Source organism: Xanthocytophaga flava (assembly GCF_030068545.1).
Taxonomy (GTDB): domain Bacteria; phylum Bacteroidota; class Bacteroidia; order Cytophagales; family 172606-1; genus Xanthocytophaga; species Xanthocytophaga flava.
Genome location: NZ_JASJOR010000016.1, coordinates 197,057 through 217,468, shown reverse-complemented (window position 1 = coordinate 217,468; position 20,412 = coordinate 197,057). Strand labels below are relative to the sequence as shown.

Below are 20,412 nucleotides of genomic sequence, written 5' to 3'. Positions count from 1 at the left end.
CATTACTTTAAAGGCTCTGTCATAGAGTTTTCGTGTGCTACTCATCTTGCTTACAGATTAAGTTCAACTATATAATAAAGATAGCAATTGATCTTAACTTGATGTCCACTTAAAGATAGCAACTACATTGTGTATAATTCTATGCAATCAATCTATTGCGGTGAATTCCGATCAGATTTTGTTTTTGCTGTGAATGATGCGCAAGAGAAAAAATGACCAGAGTTCCGGTCAAAATAAAATCTGCGGTTAGTTATGTGCACCCATGGAAATGATCGGAGTTCTAGTCAAAAGCAAAATTGCCGTGATTAAAACGTAATTCATTAGCCTATAGATAGGACTGCTTTGCCATTACTAAAAAACAGTTTGCGGTGAACTATGCACAAATTGGAAATTTTCTCTAAAAACAGTCACTATCTTTTCCTAAGATTCGGAATGACTTAGATACCTTATTAATAAAAAAGGAGATACTTAAGAGTATCTCCTTTTTTATTAATAGTATAAAATCTCAGGCTACAGCCCGAAGAGCATCAGGTGTTGGTTCATTCTTACTGGTTTGTAATTGGCTGATCCAGGTTTGAGCAGCATTTAAGTCTGCAAATACTCTTAAAGGTACTATTCCGGATTGCTTATTCTGAAAATCGCTTAATGAAACAGACATAAAGAAATCTTCAGGCATAACATTTGCGCAGGCCTGATAACCTATTTTGATCATTTTGGGCATATATTCTTCATCCAGCCATTGCGTAATAGCTCCAAACCCACCTTCATAATCTCTCAGATCTGCAATCACATAGTTAGCTTCATAATAACGGAATGTTTCCCATATTCTCTCAAATCCACTTTTAGCCTCATCTGCTGATATGTAACCAGACCAGGAAGCTATAACTGCATTCAGTTCACGATTGTAACCTACAGATAGATATGAAGATTCCATATATTCATTTATTTTATGTATCAAAGGTGGTCTTTTTGATACATGTATTCAATTCAAGAATGGCTAAAAATTACACAGAGCAGGTATTCATTAAAAAAGTGTGCCTGAACCTGGATTCGTAAGTTTATCGATAGCTTTTTTGGCGATAAAACTCCTTTTTAAGTTTATTCTCCGATAGGCATCATATAACTAACTGATTCTCTTATTAATAATTGAGCCCAAAAAAGGTAAACCTTAAACGCCTTCTTTTTTCTGGAAAAACATAGATTGTCAGAGTAGTATAATAAAAAGGTGTGAAAAAGGAGGTTTTCTGTAAAAAAGATATTTTTCTTACAAGGAAAGATGTACCATATAGACGAAATAAAAATAACAGGCTGACTACTTTTCAGTGTCAATGGGAATATATGGGGTTAATACGGGGCAGAATATAAGTCTGGAATGTAGAATGAAATACTAATTGGATACTTCAGGGATAAGGATTTTTCCATCTTTCATCTCTAACTTCCGATCTGCCATATTAGCCAACTCTTCGTTGTGTGTGACAATTACAAATGTCTGGCCAATTTCATCTCTGAGTCTGAAAAAGAGTTGATGAAGTTCCTGGGCATTTTTGGAGTCAAGATTGCCACTTGGCTCATCAGCAAAAACTACCAGAGGTGAATTAATAAGGGCTCTTGCAACAGATGTACGTTGTTGTTCACCACCAGACATACGGGACGGAGTATGATCGAGACGGTTTTTGAGACCCAGCATAATCAATAATTCTGTCGCCCTGGCCTGTACTTTTTTAGCATCTTTATTACTTAAGTAGCCTGGAATACAGACATTTTCAAGTGCAGTAAACTCAGGAAGAAGATTGTGGAACTGGAAAATGAAACCTATGTTCTGATTTCTGAAATCCGCCAGTGCAGAACTGCGAAGATTCACAACGTCCTGACCATTGATACGTACAAGACCCGTATCAGGCTTATCCAATGTACCCATAATATGCAGAAGAGTACTTTTGCCTGCTCCTGAAGCTCCTACGATAGAAACAACTTCTTTGCGACGAATAACCAAGTCTATTCCTTTCAACACTTGTAATGTGTTATAAGACTTTGAGATATTTTTGACTTCTATCATGAATTATGGAGTATATGCACAAATGTATTTAATAATTCGGGAATATAGATACGTAATAGTTGTTTAGTTCTTACATTTTATTGGATAAATAATAGAGTAGAGCCCCTATATCTCACAATCTGTCAAAGTGGTTTTGTATAATTTATATGAGTATTAAACTAGTAATCAATATAATGCTTTTAAAGTCAGTATATCCATGATTTTCAGAAAATAAATGCAGATATAAATCCTCTGGTTCACCTGTACATACTTCCTCGGGATAATCGCTATCAATTAAAGCCGTGATATATTTATATTTAAATCATACATTCTGATATTCAGGATATTTTCCTTTCATCCCTTTATAGTAAGATTTCATCACTTCTACATCTTTTTCATAATCTCCAGTTGGATAAAAAACAGCCTTCAGCCCAGTTGTTTTTCTACCATAATCAAGATATGCCAGTACTATTGGTACATTGGCCCCCATTGCCACTCTATAAAAACCTGTTTTCCAATCTTTGACATATTTTCTGGTTCCTTCTGGTGGTATTAATAAAATCATTTCATTATGCTTGTTAAGCTCATCAATCATGGCATCTACTAAACCTCCATGTTTGGAACGGTCTACAGGAATTCCACCAAAGGCACGCATAATAATACCAAGAGGAAACCGAAACAACTCTCTTTTGGCAAGATAGTTTGTCTTGAGACGAAGAATAAGTAATGCTGCCATAGCAATAGGAAAATCCCAGTTGCTGGTATGTGGCAAGCCTATCATTACATATTTCTTCAATGTTGATGGAACTTCATTCTTCACTTTCCAGCCTATAAGCCAGAAATATAGCCGGGCTATAAAACGCATCATACAATAAGGATAAATCAACAATCAGCTAGCTGATATTTTTCCTGCGAAAATATGTGTTGTATCTGTTTAAACAAAACACATATTTTCGCCTTTTGTTTTATGGTACCCTTATTTTATTAAGCGATATAATTATTTGTATGATTCTGGCACACAAATACATTAACAGCAATCTATTGTTTCAGGTGCTCTATTTCCCTTCCCTTTTGTTTTTCTTCGTATAGATTTTTCAATTGCGGAGCTATTTCTTTTGTGTATTTATAACCAATAGAGAAGAGTTCCTGGGCTTTGCTGGCATCTAGTGTTGTAAAACGACAAAGTTCTGGTGGTTCGATGAAATAGTCACAGCGCAGGATTCTATCCTGGATATTATTTTGGATAGCTAATAATAAGCTGCGTTCCATAACTGTACGCATGTTAATTATTGGTAAGGTGTTTCCACATGGGTTACTATGTACACCCACTATAAAATTGCATTGATTGAGCAGAGGTTCTACGGGCAGATTATTGAGTATACCCCCATCGACCAGCAACTTATTGCCAACACGAAGTGGTTCAAATAAAACGGGTATACAACTGGAAGCCAGAATAGGTTGGATCAGAGGTCCGGAATTGAAGTAAACAATTTCGCCGGTCTGTATCTCGGTAGCATTAATCGTTAGTGGAATGTTGAGTTGTTCAAATGAATTATGGGGAAGATATGTTTCCAGAAATTTTTCTATTTTTCCTAGTTTCAGAAAGCCAGTTAATTGTGTTGAAAGACTAAATACAGAACGTATCTTAGCTTTCTGAAAAATATCCATAATATCTTTGGGCAGGTAGCCATTAGCATATAAAGCACATACAATACTCCCTGCACTTGCTCCCGACAGTCTTGTTGGGACAAAGCCTTCTTCCAATAACGCCTGAAGTACACCAACATGTGCAAATCCTCTTGCACCTCCTCCAGACAATGCCAAACCTATTTCCATATTCTAGCCCTGTATATGTTTATAAGATAGTTTATTACTGATTTGTTAGTGAAAGCCATTCTGCAAGTGCTCCCTGATTTTCTATCCGAATACCTTTTTCTGTATGTTGTACAACAGCACACTCTATAATGGGGTCATGCTCAAAGAATAATATCCATTCTTTCTCCACTGCCCGATTAAGAATAGTGGCTTTTTCATCCATTGTCAGAAGGGGCCTTACATCATAACTCATTACATAGGGTAACGCAATATGTCCTGCAGAAGGAATAAGATCGGCCATATACACGATGGTTTGATTACCAATCTGTATTTTAGGTAATAACATCGCTTCTGTATGGCCTTCTACAAACAGAAAGTCTATATTGGCAAAAGGGGAGGTTTTCCCTTCTTCAATCCAATGCAACTGACCACTTTCCTGTAAGGGTAGAATATTCTCTTTTAAGAAACTTGCTTTTTCCCGAGGATTAGGTTGTATTGCCCAATGCCAATGTCTGGGTGTAGACCAGTAACGGGCATTTTTAAAAGTCGGAAAATATTTCGTCTTATCTGTATTAGAGCTTACAGCTCCACCCACATGATCAAAGTGCAGGTGAGTCAGAATAACATCTGTAATTTCATCTGGAGAAAATCCGGCTTTCTGTATAGACTGTAACAGGCTGTCTGTACCATGCAGATAATAATAGCTGAAAAATTTTGCATCCTGTTTATTCCCCAAACCCGTATCAATCAGGATCAGACGATTGCCGTCTTCAATTAACAAACACCGCATTGCCCAACTACACAGATTATTTTCATCAGAAGGATTAAGTTTTTGCCAGATACTTTTGGGTACAACTCCATACATTGCTCCTCCATCCAGTTTAAAGAAGCCAGTATCAATTACATGAACCTGCATAAAAGAAAAAGTCGTTAAAGAGTTACAAGCAAGTTATTAGTTTTTCACATATAACCTACCATTCTCTATTAACGACTTTCCAATGGAGATATTTTCAGTAAATGAACTTCTATTAATCTTTGAATACACCCATTGAACCAAATTTTTCAATGCGTTGATTAATTCTTTGCTGAGGGCTTAGTGCTCCAAGCTCTTTCAGTGTATCTGTAATTACTTGTTTAATTGTTTGTGCCATACCTGTAGTATCTGTATGCGCACCACCAAGAGGTTCTGGAATAATGCCATCTACAAGACCAAATTGCTTCATATCTTCAGCAGTTAACTTCAGGGCTTCCGCTGCTTGCTCTTTGTAATTCCAGCTACGCCAAAGAATTGACGAACAGGATTCTGGAGAGATAACAGAATACCATGTATTTTCCAGCATTAGTACCCGGTCACCTATACCAATTCCCAAGGCTCCTCCCGAAGCACCTTCTCCAATGATAATACAGATTACAGGTACTTTCAGCATAAACATTTCGCGAAGATTACGGGCAATAGCTTCACCCTGTCCTCTTTCTTCTGCCTCAATACCTGGAAATGCGCCTGGAGTATCTATAAAAGTAATGATCGGTTTGCCAAACTTTTCTGCCATTTTCATCAGACGTAATGCCTTTCGATAGCCTTCCGGGTTGGCCATACCGAAATTACGTTGTTGGCGTTGCTTGGTATTACGCCCCTTCTGCTGACCAATGAACATTACTGTCTGCCCTTCTATGGTACCAAATCCACCCACCATTGCCGGATCATCCGAAACGGTACGATCTCCATGTAATTCTATGAACTGATCAGTAACAGAATAAATATAATCAAGGGTATAAGGCCGATCAGGGTGACGAGAAAGCTGTACCCTTTGCCAGCGCGTCAGATTTTGATAGGTTTCTCTTTTTAATTTCAAGATGTTTTGTTCCAGCGTCTTAACGGCTGATTGCATCTCAGGATCAGAACCTTCTGCGAGCTGCTTCATATCAGCTAACTTTGCTTCAAGTTCTGCTATGGGTTTCTCAAAGTCCAACAGCATGTGTGTGTAATTTGTTGCAGGGGTGCAAATTTAATAGTTTCCGTCAGAAAGTAAATGTGTGTGTATGTAAATTGAAAATCTAAACTGCAAAATACTGATAGTTAGTTCATTACTATGTAAATATTTTTATAGAAAACAGTATACCAGCCCCAAAAACACACACTAACTTGACTTTTGGACACATGTAAGAAACGAATAGATTATCCGTTATTATAAAATAACTATTTGTAGATAATCTATACTCGTTTTGTAGACTTTTAATATATTTGTAAAAATATACATAGACATGTTATCAAAGAAAGCTAAATACGCCCTTAAGGCGCTTTTTGTTCTTGCACGTGACTTTGGAAATGATGCAACCTTGATTGCTGAGATTGCTGAGCAAGAACGAATTCCTAAAAAATTTCTGGAAGCAATTCTATTAGATCTAAAGAACCATGGTATTTTATTTAGTCGTAGAGGGAAGACGGGAGGATATGGATTATTAAAAAGTCCGGATCAGATTACAATGGGCCAGGTAGTACGTATCATAGATGGACCACTTGCGTGGGTTCCCTGTGCACGGCAAAATGGATACCAGCCTTGTGATGAATGTAACGATGTGGAGACTTGTTCTATCCGGATTACTATGCGTAAGGTACGTGATGCAACTGCTGAAATTCTGGATAGTACAACACTTGCGGATTGTGTGCGTCTGGAAAAAGAACCCTTAGACTGGATCATTTAAGTGTATAAACAAATAGTGAATCTGGAGAAGATTGATGCATTATCCTCTTTTTCAGATTCGTTATTAATGTCCACTCCCGAATATCTTACCAAAAATAAGGTTCAGCACCTCCACAAAGATCAAGCCGATTACAATCCATTCCAATCGGGTACTTTCTCTGTTTTGTAGCAAATCTGTGAATAACTCAAGGTTGTCCTGAACTACTCTCAGCTCATAATCCAACGCTCTGAATCGGGTATTGATATCAAACATTTCCCGTAATCCATGATCCAACTTGGATAAATATTCACTTTCCCAGACTACATCTGGAGAGTTGAATACATATAGATTGTCTATAATACTATTCTTTACGTTGATAGTACGGCCAATGAAACGCAACAAGTTCTTGGGAGAAATTTTTACCTTACCCGCTTTTTCCAGTTCTTCTGCAAATCTTTTGGTTCCTTCCAGAATATCATCCCCTAACGATTCGTATGTTTCCAGCGCAACAGATTGAGCTGTATTTAACATAATAACTCGCACTGCATGTTCATTTATTTCAGGAACGATGAGAGACGTATAATTAAATGTGAGCTTTTTTTGTGGATTTACTTCTACCAGCAAGTCTTCCTTAAAATCCTCACGAACGGGGCGCTCACAAAAATTTTTTAAAAAACGGATTAAATCGCTTTTTTCGACTTCTGAGTGATCTACAAACACAACTACCCCATAGTTGAGAACATATAAGTATTTACTATGCTCCAGAACATAAAACACTTCATAGTTAGTTGCCAAGTAGGGTTCGCCTGTAAACTCGGAACGAAATGATTTAATGTTGATTTGTTCAGCAACTTGAAATGCTTCAACTTTTAACATAGAATGCGTTTTTATCGCAAGATAGTAATTTATGTTAAGGGGCTACTTCTTACTTATCAAATATGCAGGATAAGGCCTGTCGAAAACGCACAATCGGATACCAATGATAATTCCTGAAAATAAAATCAAAAAATATTTTATACGACATGCAACCATCTATCTGTTTTATGGGTCATGTATACAAAATCAACTTCATTAGATTGAAGTGAAGAGGAGTTTTGTGATCAGACTCCCGAAAGTTCCTAACTTTCGGGAGTCTCTATTTTTATGCTGATTTTGTACTATCAGATAGTATGTGGCTGTAAGGCAAAGTGAGGATTCTCAATAATTCCAACAACATTTCCCCACAAATCCTTCACAGAGGCAGTTTTTATTCCCTCTCCAACTTCTTCTGGCTGTTCATGTACTACTGCTCCTGCAGCAATAAGTTTATAAAAAGACAACTCAATATCAGAGACACCCCAATAGGTAACAACATTATCCGATTTAAAAGGAGAAGATTGTTCTTCTGGTTGTAGTCCTAATTCGTAGCCACCAACATTGAAACCAACATAATAGGATTCATCAAAATAAGGAGAAATTCCTAAAACCTGTGAGTACCATTCTTTTGCTTTGATAATATCATTGACTTTATAGATGGTGGTTCGGAGCCCAAGAAAACTTTCTTTCATGGAAGTAGATGTCTTTTAGTCTGACTCAGAAGATGAAGTATAGGTATTGCAGCAATAGCCACAGAGGACTCATACGTGGGAGTGGGTTCTATGGTTCGTTATTTTAAGGTAATCTACCGAATATTTTGTCTATTTTACAAAACTACGTATCCGTTTGGCTGTATCTGCCAATGCATCCTGACTTATTTGCAATTTAGGCTTACTAAAATCCATGTCATGCATAGAATTTAAAGGAATCAGATGTACATGAACATGAGGAACTTCAAGGCCTATAACAGTGACACCAATGCGTAGGCAAGGGATAGCTTGTTGAATAGCAGGTGCAAGGCTTTTACAGAATATCATTAATTCTGTATAGATTGTATTGTCCAGATCGAAAAGATAGTCTGTCTCCTGCTTCGGTACTACCAGTACATGCCCCTCAGCTACAGGACTAATATCTAAGAAAGCAAAACAATGTTCGTTTTCTGCTATTTTGTGACAAGGGATTTCACCAGCAATGATTCGGGAGAATATGGTAGGCATGCTAAAGTATGTTTACTGATTATCAGGATAAATGAGTTGTCCAAAAATAATATCTTTTTGAACACATATCTGAATTATACTAATAATCAGTAAACGAAAAGTTCTTAGCGGGTAATATCAACTACTTCAAATTCCATTTGTCCGGCAGGGACAGTAATAGAGGCAACTTCTCCCACTTTCTTTCCTAACAATCCTTTTCCAATAGGAGACTGCACTGAAATTTTTCCGGTTTTAAGATCTGCTTCTTCTTCTGATACTAATGTATAGGTTACAGTCGTTCCATTTTTCTTATTTTTGATCTTTACTTTTGACAAGATAGATACTTGAGATGTATCAATAGAAGACTCATCAATCAGACGTGCATTCGCTACAAGATCTTCTAACTTTGAGATTTTCAATTCCAATAATCCTTGTGCATCTTTTGCTGCATCATATTCTGCATTTTCACTTAGATCACCTTTATCACGGGCTTCCGCAATCTGTCTGGCAATATCCGCACGGCCTTTAGTTCGTAGCTCTATCAATTCATCCCGAAGCCTGGTTAATCCTTCTTGCGTGTAATACGAGATCTTACTCATCTTTTTATATGTTTAAGTTGTTTATTTTTAATTGAATCCAGTGTATATATGACAATAAAAAAAACGGCTGTAACTACAAGCCGTCCTACAAAACGTATACCAATAGCTTTGCAGAACCTGTTAACCAAATCCTGAACCGGACGAGTAAAACTGGTCCGGAGAAATCAAATGGGACGTTATCTCTTGCATTAGTATAAACAAAAACAAACCGCAAGAGCCAACTACTCTTGCGGAAGTCTGTAAGATAAACGCTAAAATACGAATTTCGGTTGAATAGAACAAGTGACTTCTTCGAAAGTTATTATTTGTTATTGGGTTTATTCAAAAAGAAGAGTTCTTATTTTGTATTATATATAGGGAAAGTATATTCCTGATAAAAGAAGTTTGGGAAGCCAGTTGAAGGATACTACTTTTGATGAAGAGTTGGACAAGTCATTTATATATCTAACATTTTTTGTTATGCGAATCATATTTATGGGTACGCCTGAATTTGCAGTACCTAGCCTGGAAATATTGGTAGAGAATAATTACAATGTAGTTGCAGTAATTACAGCTCCTGATAAACCAGCAGGAAGAGGATTAAAGCTGGTAGCTTCACCCGTAAAAGAAGCTGCTCTTAAACATAGTATTCCTGTACTACAGCCTGAAAAACTGAAAAATCCTGAGTTTTTAGAAGAATTGAAAAGCTATAAAGCAGATTTGCAGGTAGTGGTTGCGTTTCGAATGCTTCCGGAAATTGTTTGGAATATGCCTCCCAAGGGGACTTTTAATCTGCATGCTTCTTTATTACCTGATTATCGTGGAGCTGCACCTATTAACTGGGCTATCATTAACGGGGAAAAAGAAACGGGTGCCTCAACTTTTTTTCTGCAACATGAGATAGATACAGGTAATATTATCTTTCAGGAACATGAACCTATCTCTGAAACAGATAATGTAGGAACTGTCTACGAACGTTTGATGCATAAAGGGGCGAAGCTTGTCCTTAAAACTGTTGCAGCTGTAGAGACAGGTAATTATCCTCAGATACCTCAGGACTTGTCTAAGCCAGTAAAGATGGCACCCAAGATTTTTACAGAGACATGTGAAATCAATTTTGAACAGTCAGTAGAGCAGGTATACAACTTTGTAAGGGGACTTTCCCCCTATCCAGGTGCCTGGACTAAAGTAAATGGGAAAACATGTAAAATTTTTCAGGCAGAGAAACTCTATACTACAGATGGAGGAACTTTACAGCCTGGATCTGTTTATTCTGATAATAAAACGTATCTGCGATTCAAGACTACAGATGGATGGATTGAAATAAAGGAATTGCAGATGGAAGGAAAAAAAAGAATGAAGATAGATGAGTTTCTGCGAGGAAACACAATTGCACAATAACTCAAGATATATAATAGTGTGCAACGAACTATGCACAATCTAAATGATGATCAGAAATCTGTTCATGGCCTCGCTGTCAGCAAAAGTAAATGGATTTCTAGTTAAAAGTATTTTTGACCATTATTCAAATCATTTTTGCGTTTGACTGGAATACCGATCACTTTCAAGAAATATTCGAATAATGGTCAATTTTTATTTTGACCTAAACTCTGTTCACTTTCACAGATGACTGGAGTTCCGGTCACTTCTGCCAATGACTGGAATTCTGGTCACTTTGGAAAAATATCAAGCTACTGATTATAATTTCACCCTATCAGAAATCTGATCGCTTTATTTAAGTATCAGGACTCTGATAATCTTGAGATATAACCAGAATCCTGATAACTCACTGTCCTCGCTATTACAGAATACAACTTCCTAATACATTCTCAAATAATCTGATGAGTATCCTTGATTACGTTCATCACAAAAATACTCTGCATGTATCGGATACCTTTGATTTCACTGAGTTCATTGATATAAAAGGTATGATAGTCATCCATACTCTCTGCAATGATCTTAAGCATAAAGTCAAATTCCCCTGAGATGGTATAACATTCAATGACAGATCTCATTTGAAGAATAGCTTCAATAAATCTTCCCCCTACTTTTTTAGTATGCTCCTTTAAGGATACATAACAGATAACCATAATCCCTTTACGTACCAAACGACGATCAACCAGAGCAGCATATTGCTTAATCACTCCACTGTTTTCCATCCGCTTGATCCGATCATGCACAGGTGTTGTACTCAGGTGTACTTTAGCAGCTATTTCTCTTACTGTGCTTTTCGCATTTTCCTGTAGTAAGCGCAAAATTTCATAGTCTTTAGAATCCAATACCAAAGCCGGACTGGATATATGTTCTGCTGAGGTAGTATTATATGTACTTGCCATGTATACTTGTTCTGTTTAAAATATAATAAATATACAAATGTTCTGTATTTGCTATTTCTAATAGTACTTATATAAGCACTATGTAACTTTGCATAGAACAAATGTATATACTTGTGATTAACAGAAAAAATATTATTCTTATTGTAGCTTCAACTGCCATATTCTTTGAAGCATTGGATATTGCCATCTTAAATCTGGCAATGCCATTGATTAAAACAGAATTTGGGGTAGCTAATGAAACCATCCAATGGCTACAAACTATATATCTGTTGTTCTATGGCGGTTTTCTGGTTGTGGGAGGGACATTGTCGGATGTAATGGGGAGAAAACGAATATTTCTGGCTGGGAGCACTTTGTTTCTGATTACCTCATTAGGAGCTGGTTTAGCTCCCTCATTTTTCTGGTTAATGGGATTCAGAGCATTACAGGGGTTAGCTGCAGCTATGGCCATGCCTTCTGCTATGTCAATCATTACCAATACATTTACAGAGACTCATGAACGCAATAAAGCATTAGGCATCTTCAGTTCATTTGCAGCTATAGGATCTGGATGTGGGCTTTCTCTGGGAGGGTTAATTGCCACCTATTTTGGCTGGCAGTGGATTTTTTTCATTAATGTACCAGTTATCGCCGTAGCTCTATATATGGCCTACCAATATATAGATAACGATCAGACTACTGATGACAAAAATAAACCTGATATCTTGTCAGGAGTTTTGTTAACATTGATAATTGTTGCATTATCTTATGTTGTACATGATCTTGCAGATATACAAGAGAATTTTATTAGTACAGGAGTTATGCTTCTGTTAATTTCGGGAAGTTTCTGGTTGTTTGTATACAGAAGCAAGCGTCAAACTACTCCACTGATTGAATTCTCTTTATTTCAACATCCGATTACCATTTTAGGTAATGGGACTTGTTTGCTATTAGGAGCTTTCTTTTCTGGTTATCTATTCCTCCTATCTCTGATACTTCAACAAAATATGCACTTCAGTGCAGCTAAGTCAGGTTTATTACTGGTCCCATTCAGTATAGTATCTTCTCTGATTTCTAAGTTTTTGCTACCTGTATTGTTGAAAAAGATGAATATAGTTCAGATTGGAATACTTGGTATGACCCTGATGCTGACAGGAGCTTCATTGTTGCTGACAGTATTCTGGCTGGATTATAACCTGTTTGTTCTTCTTGCATCTGTCGCATGTGTTACAGGAAGTGGTATGGCAATCTGCTTTCCAAGCTTGACTGCTATGGCAATTCAGAAAATCCCCAATGAGAAACAGGGAGTAGGTTCCAGTATATCTACCACCGCATATTTTATGGGAGCAGGATTAGGACTATCTATATTAGCACTGTGTATGCAAATTGGCCATGCAGAAGGAAAAGTAACTCCTCTACCTGTATCTGTACTAATTATATATGCTCTTATAGCTATAGCATGGATGTGGATTTATCAACGGCAGCTACAAATGCAGTCACAACTTTTGTATAATCATTAGAAGGTAATTGACAGACATAAAAAAAACTCCACTCATAAAATGAATGGAGTTTTTTTCCGTTTGTTCAATTAAATTAAGCTTTAATCTTCTCACGTTCAGAAACTTCAGTCTGGAGACGGATAGATTCTGTATGAATAAGTTTAAACATCTCTGCTACAAAATCTTTATTGATTTTCATCTTCTCAGCCCACTCAGGACGTGTTTTGAAGATTTCAGACCAACGATCCTGTTGAAATACAGTCACATTGTGCTCGCGTTTGTACTCTCCGGCTTTCTCTACGATGTTCATACGTTGAGCCAGGATTTCCAGTAGTTCACGATCAACATCATCAATCTGATGACGCATATCTTCCAGATGGTTGATAAACATAGCATCATCTGATGTAGTCTGACGGGTTTTCAATGCTGCCAGGATTTGTTCCAACGCAGCAGGAGTCACCTGTTGTGCCGCATCACTCCATGCATTGTCAGGATCAAGGTGAGATTCGATCATCAAACCATCATAGTTCAGATCGAGTGCTTTCTGAGATGCTTCGTATATAGCAGTTCTTTTTCCTGTGATATGGCTTGGATCTCCGATAATTGGAAGATCAGGGAATAATGTCTTTAATTCAATAGCAATCCCCCAAAGTGGCTCATTCCGGTATTTCGTTTTCCGATGAGTAGAGAATCCACGGTGAATAGCTGCAATATTACGAATACCAGCATTATAGATACGTTCAATAGCACCAATCCAAAGAGCAAGCTCAGGGTTAATTGGGTTTTTGATCAAAACTGGGATATCTACACCTTTCAATGCGTCTGCCATATCCTGAACTGTAAAAGGATTTACAGTAGAACGGGCTCCAATCCATAGAATGTCTGCACCATACTTAAGCGCTTCTTCAATATGTTGAGGAGTAGCAACTTCAGTAGCAAACGGTAGTCCTGTAGCTTCTTTTACAGATTTGATCCAAGGTAAAGCTGCTGCTCCATTGCCTTCAAAAGTACCAGGTTTGGTACGAGGCTTCCAAATACCCGCACGAATAGCACTTACATTAAGTTTTTTAAGAGCCAAACCGGTATTTACCAATTGCTCTTCAGTCTCAGCACTACATGGACCTGAAATGATCAAAGGCTTCTTCTCATCCTTATTGATCCAAGCTGACAGAGGATTGAACGTTAGTTTTTGTTTTGACATTGTATATTACTGGATTACTAATATGCGGTTTTGATTAAACAAGCGATCAGTTTTTCTAAACTAACAGGTAGATTGGCTTTTAAGTTTGGATATAATTAGCAATTTAATGGATTAGGTCTTAATTACAAATAAATATCTGGTAAAAACTTTTATAACTGCGTAGATTTTGCATCTAACAAAGCATGTATTGCATATTTTTCAGTAAGCAAAACTACTTACTTATTTTATCTATAATTGTCTCTACTAAATTAACCTTACTGACTAAAATGTAACCTTTCCCTATCTAAAGGTTTTCTGCTTTTCCTTCTAGTCACTACACTATATAATCCGAAAAGGTAGTATTTTGCGCCAAACAAGAATATATACACTATGAAGATTATCTTTTTAGACGCAGAAACATTTGGAGAAGTTCCTTTGCTGTCTTCCCTGAAGGAATTAGGTGATCTTATAATTTATCCTGTAACTACTCCTGACCAAACGCTATCGAGAATACATGATGCGGATATTGTTCTTACAAACAAAGTGGTATTAGATCGTGCTGTACTTGAAAAATCGACTCACTTAAAGCTTATTTGTGTAACGGCTACAGGTATAAATAATGTAGATGTTACATTTGCTCAGCAACGAGGTATACTTGTTAAGAATGCTGTCGGATATGCGGTTGACAGTGTTGCACAACATACGTTTACATTATTGCTGGCGTTGCAGGAACAGATTCTCTACTATGATCAGTATGTAAAGTCAGGAGGCTATACACAAAGTCGCACTTTTACACATCTGGAGCGGGAATTTAGATTATTGAAAGGAAAACGTTTAGGTATTATTGGATTAGGAGATATTGGGAGAGGGGTTGCACATATTGCAGAAGCATTTGGTATGGAGGTAGTATACCATTCCATATCAGGTAAGCAACGTCCCGAGAAATATAAACATGTCAGTTGGGAGGATCTTTTACAATTATCAGACGTAATTTCTGTGCATTCTCCATTAACAGAGCAAACACGAAACTTGATTAATGCCGCGACATTACGTCAAATGAAGTCTACTGCCATTCTTCTTAACCTTGGTAGGGGTGGCATAATTAATGAGACAGATTTGGCAAAGGCTATAGATGAAGACCAGATTGCAGGTGCTGGACTGGATGTGTTTGAACGAGAGCCTATGACTATTCAAAATCCTTTATTATCTGTTCAAAAGAAACATAAGTTAATTCTAACTCCTCATATTGCCTGGGCTGCAGTAGAAACTCGGGAACGTCTTATGGAAATTGTTATTGATCATATTCGTAATTTTGTGCGCAATGGCCAGATGCAGCAATAAAATTACCTGTCTATCTTTATTTTTAACTCTTTAACTGTTGCAATGCGTATTACGCTTGATAATGTAGGAAGAAAATTTAATCGGGACTGGATATTCCGAAATATAAATCTTACGCTTGAATCTGGTAATGTCTATGTCATTACCGGACCGAATGGAAGTGGAAAATCAACCTTTCTGCAGATACTGGCAGGGAATTTGCCACTTACAGAAGGAAAGATCTCTTATTCCTTACAAACAAAAATTGTTTCTGAAGACAACATTTTCCGGCACATTTCCGTAGCATCGCCATACCTGGAATTGATTGAAGAATTGACATTAACTGAAGTAATAGAATTTCATTTGAGATTTAAGCAATTAAGGGATAATCTGAATGTAAATTCTTTTATAGAAAGAATTGGATTGCAGAGATCAAAAGATAAGTTTATCAGCAATTTTTCGTCTGGAATGAAAACACGGCTAAAGTTAGGATTAGCTTGTTATTCTGATACACCCATTCTTTTATTGGATGAACCTACTTCTAACCTTGATACAACAGGAATTGCCTGGTATCAGAAATTAATTTCAGAAACGGTACAGAACCGCTTAGTAATTTTATGTTCCAATCAGGTATATGAATACGAATCATTTGGAAATATACTACATTTTGAAAATGGGCGTTTACTTCAATAAAATCTCACTTCCCAACCGCAGAGGATCTTATTCTATGTGATACGTTTACACAATTACATACTTTTCTACCAATTTGTATTGAACTATCCCTAACCTGTTACAACCATCAATCGGGTCTAAATTTATAAAACTCACTCATCCTGCATGCGGTTATTATTGGCGTTTCTCTTTCTGCCTGTTCTTTATGTTCAGGCTCAATACACTTCTTTATCTGACCATCCGGTACATTATTCTCTTGCTTATACTGACACATCTTCTGGTTCATCAATAGATACTAGTCAGCTACTGTCAGATTACAACTATTCATATTCTACTTTCAGTCCAAAAGATGGTAATTCGTTGCTGGGTAAACTGCGTCAACGGAATTACGGAGCTCAATTAGGGTTTCAGCGTGGTGCGTATAACTTTTTAGAAATGGGGTTTGAGCATCACTGGAGAACTATCAGTCTGTTTAAACCACGTATGTTCTCAGTGGGAGGTTCTTTCGGATATAATTTCTGGGATAATACAGCTGAATATAAAGTGGGTGTATGGTACAAAGCGGGAAGAATAGCTTTGACATATGGAGCAAACCTGGTCTATGCTACTAACTTTAAACAAGGGAAATTGGGGGTTGCACCTGTTGTTGGTTTCAGGCTGTTAGGATTTCATTTGACTACAGGATATAATGCTTTCTTCAATGGAGATGAAGAATTTAAAGAATACAATCAGTTCTATGTATCGTTGAGATATTTCTTCCCTATTGATAATACGTTCAAATGGAAGAAGAAAAATAAAGGGAAAGATAAAAAAGAATTCAGATGGCCATGGCAAAAGAAGTAGGTAGGAATAGTTACTATAAAAAAGTATAAAACGTTTTAATAAACTTATCTGGTGTCTATGCGTATTGTTTGCATTTCTGATACACATGGTGCTCATAGTGAAATAGCCATTCCGGATGGGGACTTACTTATTCATGCAGGAGATATTTCCAAAAGGGGAAAGGAACCTGAAATTATTGACTTTAATGACTGGCTTTCTACATTGCCACATCGTCATAAAGTGATTGTTGCAGGAAACCATGATTTTTTATTTGAGCGAAACGCTAAACGGGCAGAGGCACTACTTACCCATGCAGTCTATTTACGTAACACAGAAGTTAAGATAGAAGGTCTTACCATATGGGGATCACCTATTACCCCCTGGTTCTTTGATTGGGCATTTAACCGTCAGCGTGGTGCTGATATACGGAAATATTGGGACAGGATACCCATTAATACAGATATACTTGTAACACATGGACCTCCTCGGGGTATTTTAGATAAGACAGACCGGGGAGATACTGTTGGTTGTGATGACTTATTGGAAGCTGTATGGAAGATAAAGCCAAAACTTCATTTGTTTGGACACATCCATGAGGCCTATGGTCAGATAGAAGTAGACAACATGCATTTTATCAATGCCAGTATCATGAACCTGAACTATAAGCCTGTGAACGATCCGATTATAATAGACTTATAAACAATTAGTTGAAAACATGTACCTGTTCCCATACAATCTTCAGAAATAATTTTTCCGGTGGAGGTGTCTTCTGGAAATGAAGAAGGTAGAGTGATATATTTCTGGCTATTTGTACATCCCATAACTCATACATCCCCAGGTAATAAACTTTCTTAAGTTTTCCTGTCAGGTCGGCTTCTATCTCCTGACAGATTTGTATGGACTCTGCTCTTATACATACCACATCCTGCTTGTTAAATAGAGAAGATTGTTGTTTTATTCTTAGATAGGGTTGCAGCTTACTTATAGGTATAATATTGGCATTACCAAAGAAGCTGGCAACATAAGGTGTTACAGGCTGATTATAAATATGATGCGGTGTTCCAATCTGAATAAGAGAGCCATCCCGCATCACACCGATTGTATCAGAAAGCGTTAATGCCTCTGTTGTATCGTGGGTGACAAATATAGCAGTAGTACCACTTTTCCGAATAATATCACTCACCTCTTGTTTCAACTCCTGTCGGCGAAGAATATCAACATTACTGAATGGTTCATCCAGTAGCAACAACATAGGCTCATCTGCCAATGCACGAGCTAAGGCCACCCGTTGCATTTCTCCTCCGGATAATTGACGAGGTAATTTGTGTTGTAATGCGGATAAATCACATAGATCTATCATTTTATCCAGCCTATCTAGTTGGTATTGCAGATCATAGCCTTTGAGAGAATACAAAATATTGTGACGAATGGATATATTGGGTTGTAAATTGAAGTTTTGATGTACCAACCGTATATGTGTATGTCCAGGTACAAGATTTTGAGAAGGACCTGTTATAGTTTCTTTTAATAAACGAACACTACCACTATCTGCATCTTCCAGTCCAGCAATGATTCGTAATAGAGTAGTTTTACCACTTCCACTCTCTCCCACCAACCCAAATATTTCTCCTTTCTTTACCGCTAGTGTTATATTTTTAATAGCTGGATCAAATTGTCCAGAATAAGTTTTGTTTAAATCTTTGACTGTTAGTATATTCATTAAAAGTTTAAAGGCAGTGCCTGTTAATTTATACTCAGAATAAGTAACTCCAGAGCACATATAATATACAACATGTACTCATCTTTATTTAACAACAGATTGTAAAAAAACCTCACTTTGTTTCAAACACATTCCGCTAAAATTAGTTTATCTGTTTAAATGACAAATTTACAGGTATTTGTTTGAACTGAAACTTTTCTTTATGCTGAACCTTCAGGTGACCATAGATACAAATTCGGGCTTTTGTTTTGGTGTTGTTTATGCAATTGAAATGGCAGAAGACATTCTTGATGAACAGGGGTATCTGTATTGTCTGGGAGATATTGTGCACAACGATGAGGAAGTGAATCGTCTGGAGAATAAAGGTCTGAGAATCATTAATCATGATCAGCTAGCTGATTTGCAAAATGAAAAAGTCTTGATCAGGGCACATGGAGAACCTCCTTCTACCTATGAGCTTGCACTAAAAAATAACATTGAATTAATTGACGCGTCTTGTCCAGTAGTGTTAAAGTTGCAAAATCGTATCAAAAATTCGTATGATAGAGATGATAGCATATTTATTTATGGAAAACATGGACATGCAGAAGTGGTAGGGCTACTTGGGCAAACCAACAATGAGGCAGTTGTGTTTCAGGATTTATCTGAATTAAATCCAAAGGATATGCCCAGACGTATTACCTTATACAGCCAGACTACTAAAAGCACAGATAAGTTTTATGATATAACAAAGAAACTAAAAGAAGAAGGCATTGAAGTGGAATCCAATGACACTATATGCCGTCAAGTGTCGAATCGTGATAAAGAATTACGTCTCTTTGCTAAGCGCTTTGACAAGATTATTTTTGTTTCTGGTTCTAAATCTTCAAATGGAAAAGTACTCTTCAATGTTTGCAAAGAAACCAATCCCAATACTTTCTTTGTATCTAAGGTGACAGACATTACCCCTGACTGGTTTGCCACGAATGAAACGGTGGGCATTTGTGGTGCTACCTCTACTCCTATGTGGTTAATGGAAGAAGTCAGAAACGCAATTTGTAAGCTATAATTAATTGTTATTCAATAAAATACACTACAAGGTCTTGTATTTATGGGATCAATGTTTTTAATTTTGTATCCCTACTTAGAGCAGAGAAACATCTGGAAATCCTCGCATTAATCTTAACAATTACAAACCCTACAAAATCTGTTATATATGTTTCCCCTTTGGATAAATATTTTGATTGCCATCTCCACTTTTTTTCTGATGGAAGGTGTAGCATGGGCTACTCATAAGTATATTATGCATGGACTCTTGTGGAACTGGCATAAATCACACCATGCCCCTTACGCAGGAACATTCGAAAAAAATGACTTGTTTGGATTGGTGTTTAGTGTACCAGCAGCTGCTAGCATAATGGCAGGTATTGAGTTTGCTGAGTTGAGATTTTTACTGTGGGTAGGAATGGGTATTACAGCGTATGGTATTTTTTATGTATTGTTTCATGATGTATTGGTTCATCAACGCATCAAACACGGATTACGTCCTGAGAATAAATACCTTCGTCGAATGATCCGGGCACATAAGATTCACCATAAATGTACGACAAAAGAAGGGGCTGAAGCTTTTGGATTTTTATATGCACCTCCAAAATATGAAGCTTCAGTATACAAGTCAAAAGATGTTAAACAGTCTGATCTTATAGCTAATCAGGAAAGCAGACATATCACTCAATAAAGATCTGAT

Annotated in this window: 22 protein-coding genes; 9 read left to right on the top strand and 13 right to left on the bottom strand. The window is 37.0% G+C overall.

The genetic code is table 11. The features are described 5' to 3' along the window. Positions 1–505: 505 nt before the first annotated feature. From QNI15_RS22745 to QNI15_RS22720, 6 genes are all read right to left on the bottom strand, one after another. Positions 506–934, bottom strand: a complete 429-nt coding sequence (locus tag QNI15_RS22745; protein WP_313991163.1) for a hypothetical protein — start codon at positions 932–934, stop codon at positions 506–508. A 453-nt stretch (positions 935–1,387) separates the two neighbouring features. Further along, a complete protein-coding gene (locus QNI15_RS22740) occupies positions 1,388–2,056 on the bottom strand; it encodes an ABC transporter ATP-binding protein (RefSeq protein ID WP_313991166.1) in 669 nt (222 codons plus the stop codon). Between the two features lie 301 nt (positions 2,057–2,357). Beyond that, entirely contained in the window at positions 2,358–2,903 is a 546-nt protein-coding gene (locus tag QNI15_RS22735) for a lysophospholipid acyltransferase family protein (protein ID WP_313991168.1), read from the bottom strand. A gap of 170 nt (positions 2,904–3,073) precedes the next feature. After that, positions 3,074–3,871, bottom strand: a complete 798-nt coding sequence (locus QNI15_RS22730) for a patatin-like phospholipase family protein (protein WP_313991170.1) — start codon at positions 3,869–3,871, stop codon at positions 3,074–3,076. Positions 3,872–3,905: 34 nt separating this feature from the next. After that, the gene (locus QNI15_RS22725) at positions 3,906–4,766 is read right to left on the bottom strand and encodes an MBL fold metallo-hydrolase (RefSeq protein ID WP_314033701.1); all 861 of its coding nucleotides are present in this window, start codon (positions 4,764–4,766) and stop codon (positions 3,906–3,908) included. Positions 4,767–4,878: 112 nt separating this feature from the next. Beyond that, positions 4,879–5,826 carry an acetyl-CoA carboxylase carboxyltransferase subunit alpha gene (locus QNI15_RS22720; protein ID WP_313979341.1) on the bottom strand — a complete coding sequence of 316 codons (948 nt, stop codon included), beginning with the start codon at positions 5,824–5,826 and terminating at the stop codon, positions 4,879–4,881. Between the two features lie 286 nt (positions 5,827–6,112). Between QNI15_RS22720 and QNI15_RS22715 the strand changes: the two genes are divergently transcribed. Continuing rightward, on the top strand, positions 6,113–6,553 hold the full coding sequence (locus QNI15_RS22715; RefSeq protein ID WP_313979343.1) for an RrF2 family transcriptional regulator: 441 nt from the start codon (positions 6,113–6,115) through the stop codon (positions 6,551–6,553). A 63-nt stretch (positions 6,554–6,616) separates the two neighbouring features. Here the strand turns inward: QNI15_RS22715 and QNI15_RS22710 are convergent, their stop codons facing one another. The 4 genes from QNI15_RS22710 to greA form a co-directional block, all read right to left on the bottom strand. Then, positions 6,617–7,408 (bottom strand): RMD1 family protein, encoded by a 792-nt coding sequence (locus QNI15_RS22710; RefSeq protein WP_313979346.1) that lies wholly within the window; start codon positions 7,406–7,408, stop codon positions 6,617–6,619. A gap of 284 nt (positions 7,409–7,692) precedes the next feature. Further along, complete coding sequence (locus QNI15_RS22705; protein ID WP_313991174.1) at positions 7,693–8,079, bottom strand: VOC family protein; 387 nt, start codon at positions 8,077–8,079, stop codon at positions 7,693–7,695. 129 nt (positions 8,080–8,208) lie between these two features. Next, on the bottom strand, positions 8,209–8,604 hold the full coding sequence (locus tag QNI15_RS22700; protein WP_314033699.1) for an HIT family protein: 396 nt from the start codon (positions 8,602–8,604) through the stop codon (positions 8,209–8,211). Positions 8,605–8,708: 104 nt separating this feature from the next. After that, complete coding sequence (gene greA, locus QNI15_RS22695; RefSeq protein ID WP_313979352.1) at positions 8,709–9,182, bottom strand: transcription elongation factor GreA; 474 nt, start codon at positions 9,180–9,182, stop codon at positions 8,709–8,711. Positions 9,183–9,641: 459 nt separating this feature from the next. Between greA and fmt the strand changes: the two genes are divergently transcribed. Further along, complete coding sequence (gene fmt / locus QNI15_RS22690) at positions 9,642–10,562, top strand: methionyl-tRNA formyltransferase (protein WP_314033697.1); 921 nt, start codon at positions 9,642–9,644, stop codon at positions 10,560–10,562. A gap of 428 nt (positions 10,563–10,990) precedes the next feature. Here the strand turns inward: fmt and QNI15_RS22685 are convergent, their stop codons facing one another. Further along, entirely contained in the window at positions 10,991–11,497 is a 507-nt protein-coding gene (locus tag QNI15_RS22685; protein WP_313991181.1) for an Lrp/AsnC family transcriptional regulator, read from the bottom strand. A gap of 113 nt (positions 11,498–11,610) precedes the next feature. Between QNI15_RS22685 and QNI15_RS22680 the strand changes: the two genes are divergently transcribed. After that, on the top strand, positions 11,611–12,996 hold the full coding sequence (locus QNI15_RS22680; RefSeq protein WP_314033694.1) for an MFS transporter: 1,386 nt from the start codon (positions 11,611–11,613) through the stop codon (positions 12,994–12,996). A 73-nt stretch (positions 12,997–13,069) separates the two neighbouring features. On the opposite strand, the gene QNI15_RS22675 is transcribed toward QNI15_RS22680, so the two are convergent. Next, positions 13,070–14,176, bottom strand: coding sequence for a bifunctional 3-deoxy-7-phosphoheptulonate synthase/chorismate mutase type II (locus QNI15_RS22675; RefSeq protein ID WP_313979362.1), 1,107 nt, complete (start codon positions 14,174–14,176; stop codon positions 13,070–13,072). A gap of 369 nt (positions 14,177–14,545) precedes the next feature. Here QNI15_RS22675 and QNI15_RS22670 point away from each other — a divergent pair, with 369 nt between their 5' ends. The 4 genes from QNI15_RS22670 to QNI15_RS22655 all read left to right on the top strand — a co-directional run bounded on the left by QNI15_RS22670 (position 14,546) and on the right by QNI15_RS22655 (position 17,665). Further along, positions 14,546–15,496 (top strand): D-2-hydroxyacid dehydrogenase, encoded by a 951-nt coding sequence (locus tag QNI15_RS22670; RefSeq protein ID WP_313991187.1) that lies wholly within the window; start codon positions 14,546–14,548, stop codon positions 15,494–15,496. Positions 15,497–15,538: 42 nt separating this feature from the next. Continuing rightward, positions 15,539–16,165, top strand: a complete 627-nt coding sequence (locus QNI15_RS22665) for an ABC transporter ATP-binding protein (protein ID WP_314033692.1) — start codon at positions 15,539–15,541, stop codon at positions 16,163–16,165. A 144-nt stretch (positions 16,166–16,309) separates the two neighbouring features. Continuing rightward, a complete protein-coding gene (locus QNI15_RS22660; RefSeq protein ID WP_314033690.1) occupies positions 16,310–16,987 on the top strand; it encodes a hypothetical protein in 678 nt (225 codons plus the stop codon). Between the two features lie 57 nt (positions 16,988–17,044). Continuing rightward, a complete protein-coding gene (locus QNI15_RS22655) occupies positions 17,045–17,665 on the top strand; it encodes a metallophosphatase domain-containing protein (protein ID WP_314033688.1) in 621 nt (206 codons plus the stop codon). A gap of 4 nt (positions 17,666–17,669) precedes the next feature. On the opposite strand, the gene QNI15_RS22650 is transcribed toward QNI15_RS22655, so the two are convergent. Beyond that, a complete protein-coding gene (locus QNI15_RS22650; RefSeq protein ID WP_314033686.1) occupies positions 17,670–18,686 on the bottom strand; it encodes an ABC transporter ATP-binding protein in 1,017 nt (338 codons plus the stop codon). A 202-nt stretch (positions 18,687–18,888) separates the two neighbouring features. On the opposite strand from QNI15_RS22650, the gene QNI15_RS22645 reads away from it, so the two are divergent. Beyond that, complete coding sequence (locus tag QNI15_RS22645) at positions 18,889–19,734, top strand: 4-hydroxy-3-methylbut-2-enyl diphosphate reductase (RefSeq protein ID WP_313979375.1); 846 nt, start codon at positions 18,889–18,891, stop codon at positions 19,732–19,734. A 147-nt stretch (positions 19,735–19,881) separates the two neighbouring features. Further along, positions 19,882–20,403, top strand: coding sequence for a sterol desaturase family protein (locus QNI15_RS22640; protein ID WP_314033684.1), 522 nt, complete (start codon positions 19,882–19,884; stop codon positions 20,401–20,403). Positions 20,404–20,412 lie beyond the last annotated feature (9 nt).

What these genes read in the sequence shown, in the direction of transcription:
- QNI15_RS22725 (WP_314033701.1), bottom strand. Translation starts at nt 4,766, where the DNA reads ATGCAGGTTCATGTAATTGATACTGGCTTCTTTAAACTGGATGGAGGA.
- QNI15_RS22740 (WP_313991166.1), bottom strand. Translation starts at nt 2,056, where the DNA reads ATGATAGAAGTCAAAAATATCTCAAAGTCTTATAACACATTACAAGTG.
- QNI15_RS22655 (WP_314033688.1), top strand. Translation starts at nt 17,045, where the DNA reads ATGCGTATTGTTTGCATTTCTGATACACATGGTGCTCATAGTGAAATA.
- QNI15_RS22670 (WP_313991187.1), top strand. Translation starts at nt 14,546, where the DNA reads ATGAAGATTATCTTTTTAGACGCAGAAACATTTGGAGAAGTTCCTTTG.
- QNI15_RS22720 (WP_313979341.1), bottom strand. Translation starts at nt 5,826, where the DNA reads ATGCTGTTGGACTTTGAGAAACCCATAGCAGAACTTGAAGCAAAGTTA.
- fmt (WP_314033697.1), top strand. Translation starts at nt 9,642, where the DNA reads ATGCGAATCATATTTATGGGTACGCCTGAATTTGCAGTACCTAGCCTG.
- QNI15_RS22705 (WP_313991174.1), bottom strand. Translation starts at nt 8,079, where the DNA reads ATGAAAGAAAGTTTTCTTGGGCTCCGAACCACCATCTATAAAGTCAAT.
- QNI15_RS22715 (WP_313979343.1), top strand. Translation starts at nt 6,113, where the DNA reads ATGTTATCAAAGAAAGCTAAATACGCCCTTAAGGCGCTTTTTGTTCTT.
- greA (WP_313979352.1), bottom strand. Translation starts at nt 9,182, where the DNA reads ATGAGTAAGATCTCGTATTACACGCAAGAAGGATTAACCAGGCTTCGG.
- QNI15_RS22640 (WP_314033684.1), top strand. Translation starts at nt 19,882, where the DNA reads ATGTTTCCCCTTTGGATAAATATTTTGATTGCCATCTCCACTTTTTTT.
- QNI15_RS22745 (WP_313991163.1), bottom strand. Translation starts at nt 934, where the DNA reads ATGGAATCTTCATATCTATCTGTAGGTTACAATCGTGAACTGAATGCA.
- QNI15_RS22675 (WP_313979362.1), bottom strand. Translation starts at nt 14,176, where the DNA reads ATGTCAAAACAAAAACTAACGTTCAATCCTCTGTCAGCTTGGATCAAT.
- QNI15_RS22645 (WP_313979375.1), top strand. Translation starts at nt 18,889, where the DNA reads ATGCTGAACCTTCAGGTGACCATAGATACAAATTCGGGCTTTTGTTTT.
- QNI15_RS22685 (WP_313991181.1), bottom strand. Translation starts at nt 11,497, where the DNA reads ATGGCAAGTACATATAATACTACCTCAGCAGAACATATATCCAGTCCG.
- QNI15_RS22730 (WP_313991170.1), bottom strand. Translation starts at nt 3,871, where the DNA reads ATGGAAATAGGTTTGGCATTGTCTGGAGGAGGTGCAAGAGGATTTGCA.
- QNI15_RS22665 (WP_314033692.1), top strand. Translation starts at nt 15,539, where the DNA reads ATGCGTATTACGCTTGATAATGTAGGAAGAAAATTTAATCGGGACTGG.
- QNI15_RS22700 (WP_314033699.1), bottom strand. Translation starts at nt 8,604, where the DNA reads ATGCCTACCATATTCTCCCGAATCATTGCTGGTGAAATCCCTTGTCAC.
- QNI15_RS22660 (WP_314033690.1), top strand. Translation starts at nt 16,310, where the DNA reads ATGCGGTTATTATTGGCGTTTCTCTTTCTGCCTGTTCTTTATGTTCAG.
- QNI15_RS22735 (WP_313991168.1), bottom strand. Translation starts at nt 2,903, where the DNA reads ATGATGCGTTTTATAGCCCGGCTATATTTCTGGCTTATAGGCTGGAAA.
- QNI15_RS22650 (WP_314033686.1), bottom strand. Translation starts at nt 18,686, where the DNA reads ATGAATATACTAACAGTCAAAGATTTAAACAAAACTTATTCTGGACAA.
- QNI15_RS22710 (WP_313979346.1), bottom strand. Translation starts at nt 7,408, where the DNA reads ATGTTAAAAGTTGAAGCATTTCAAGTTGCTGAACAAATCAACATTAAA.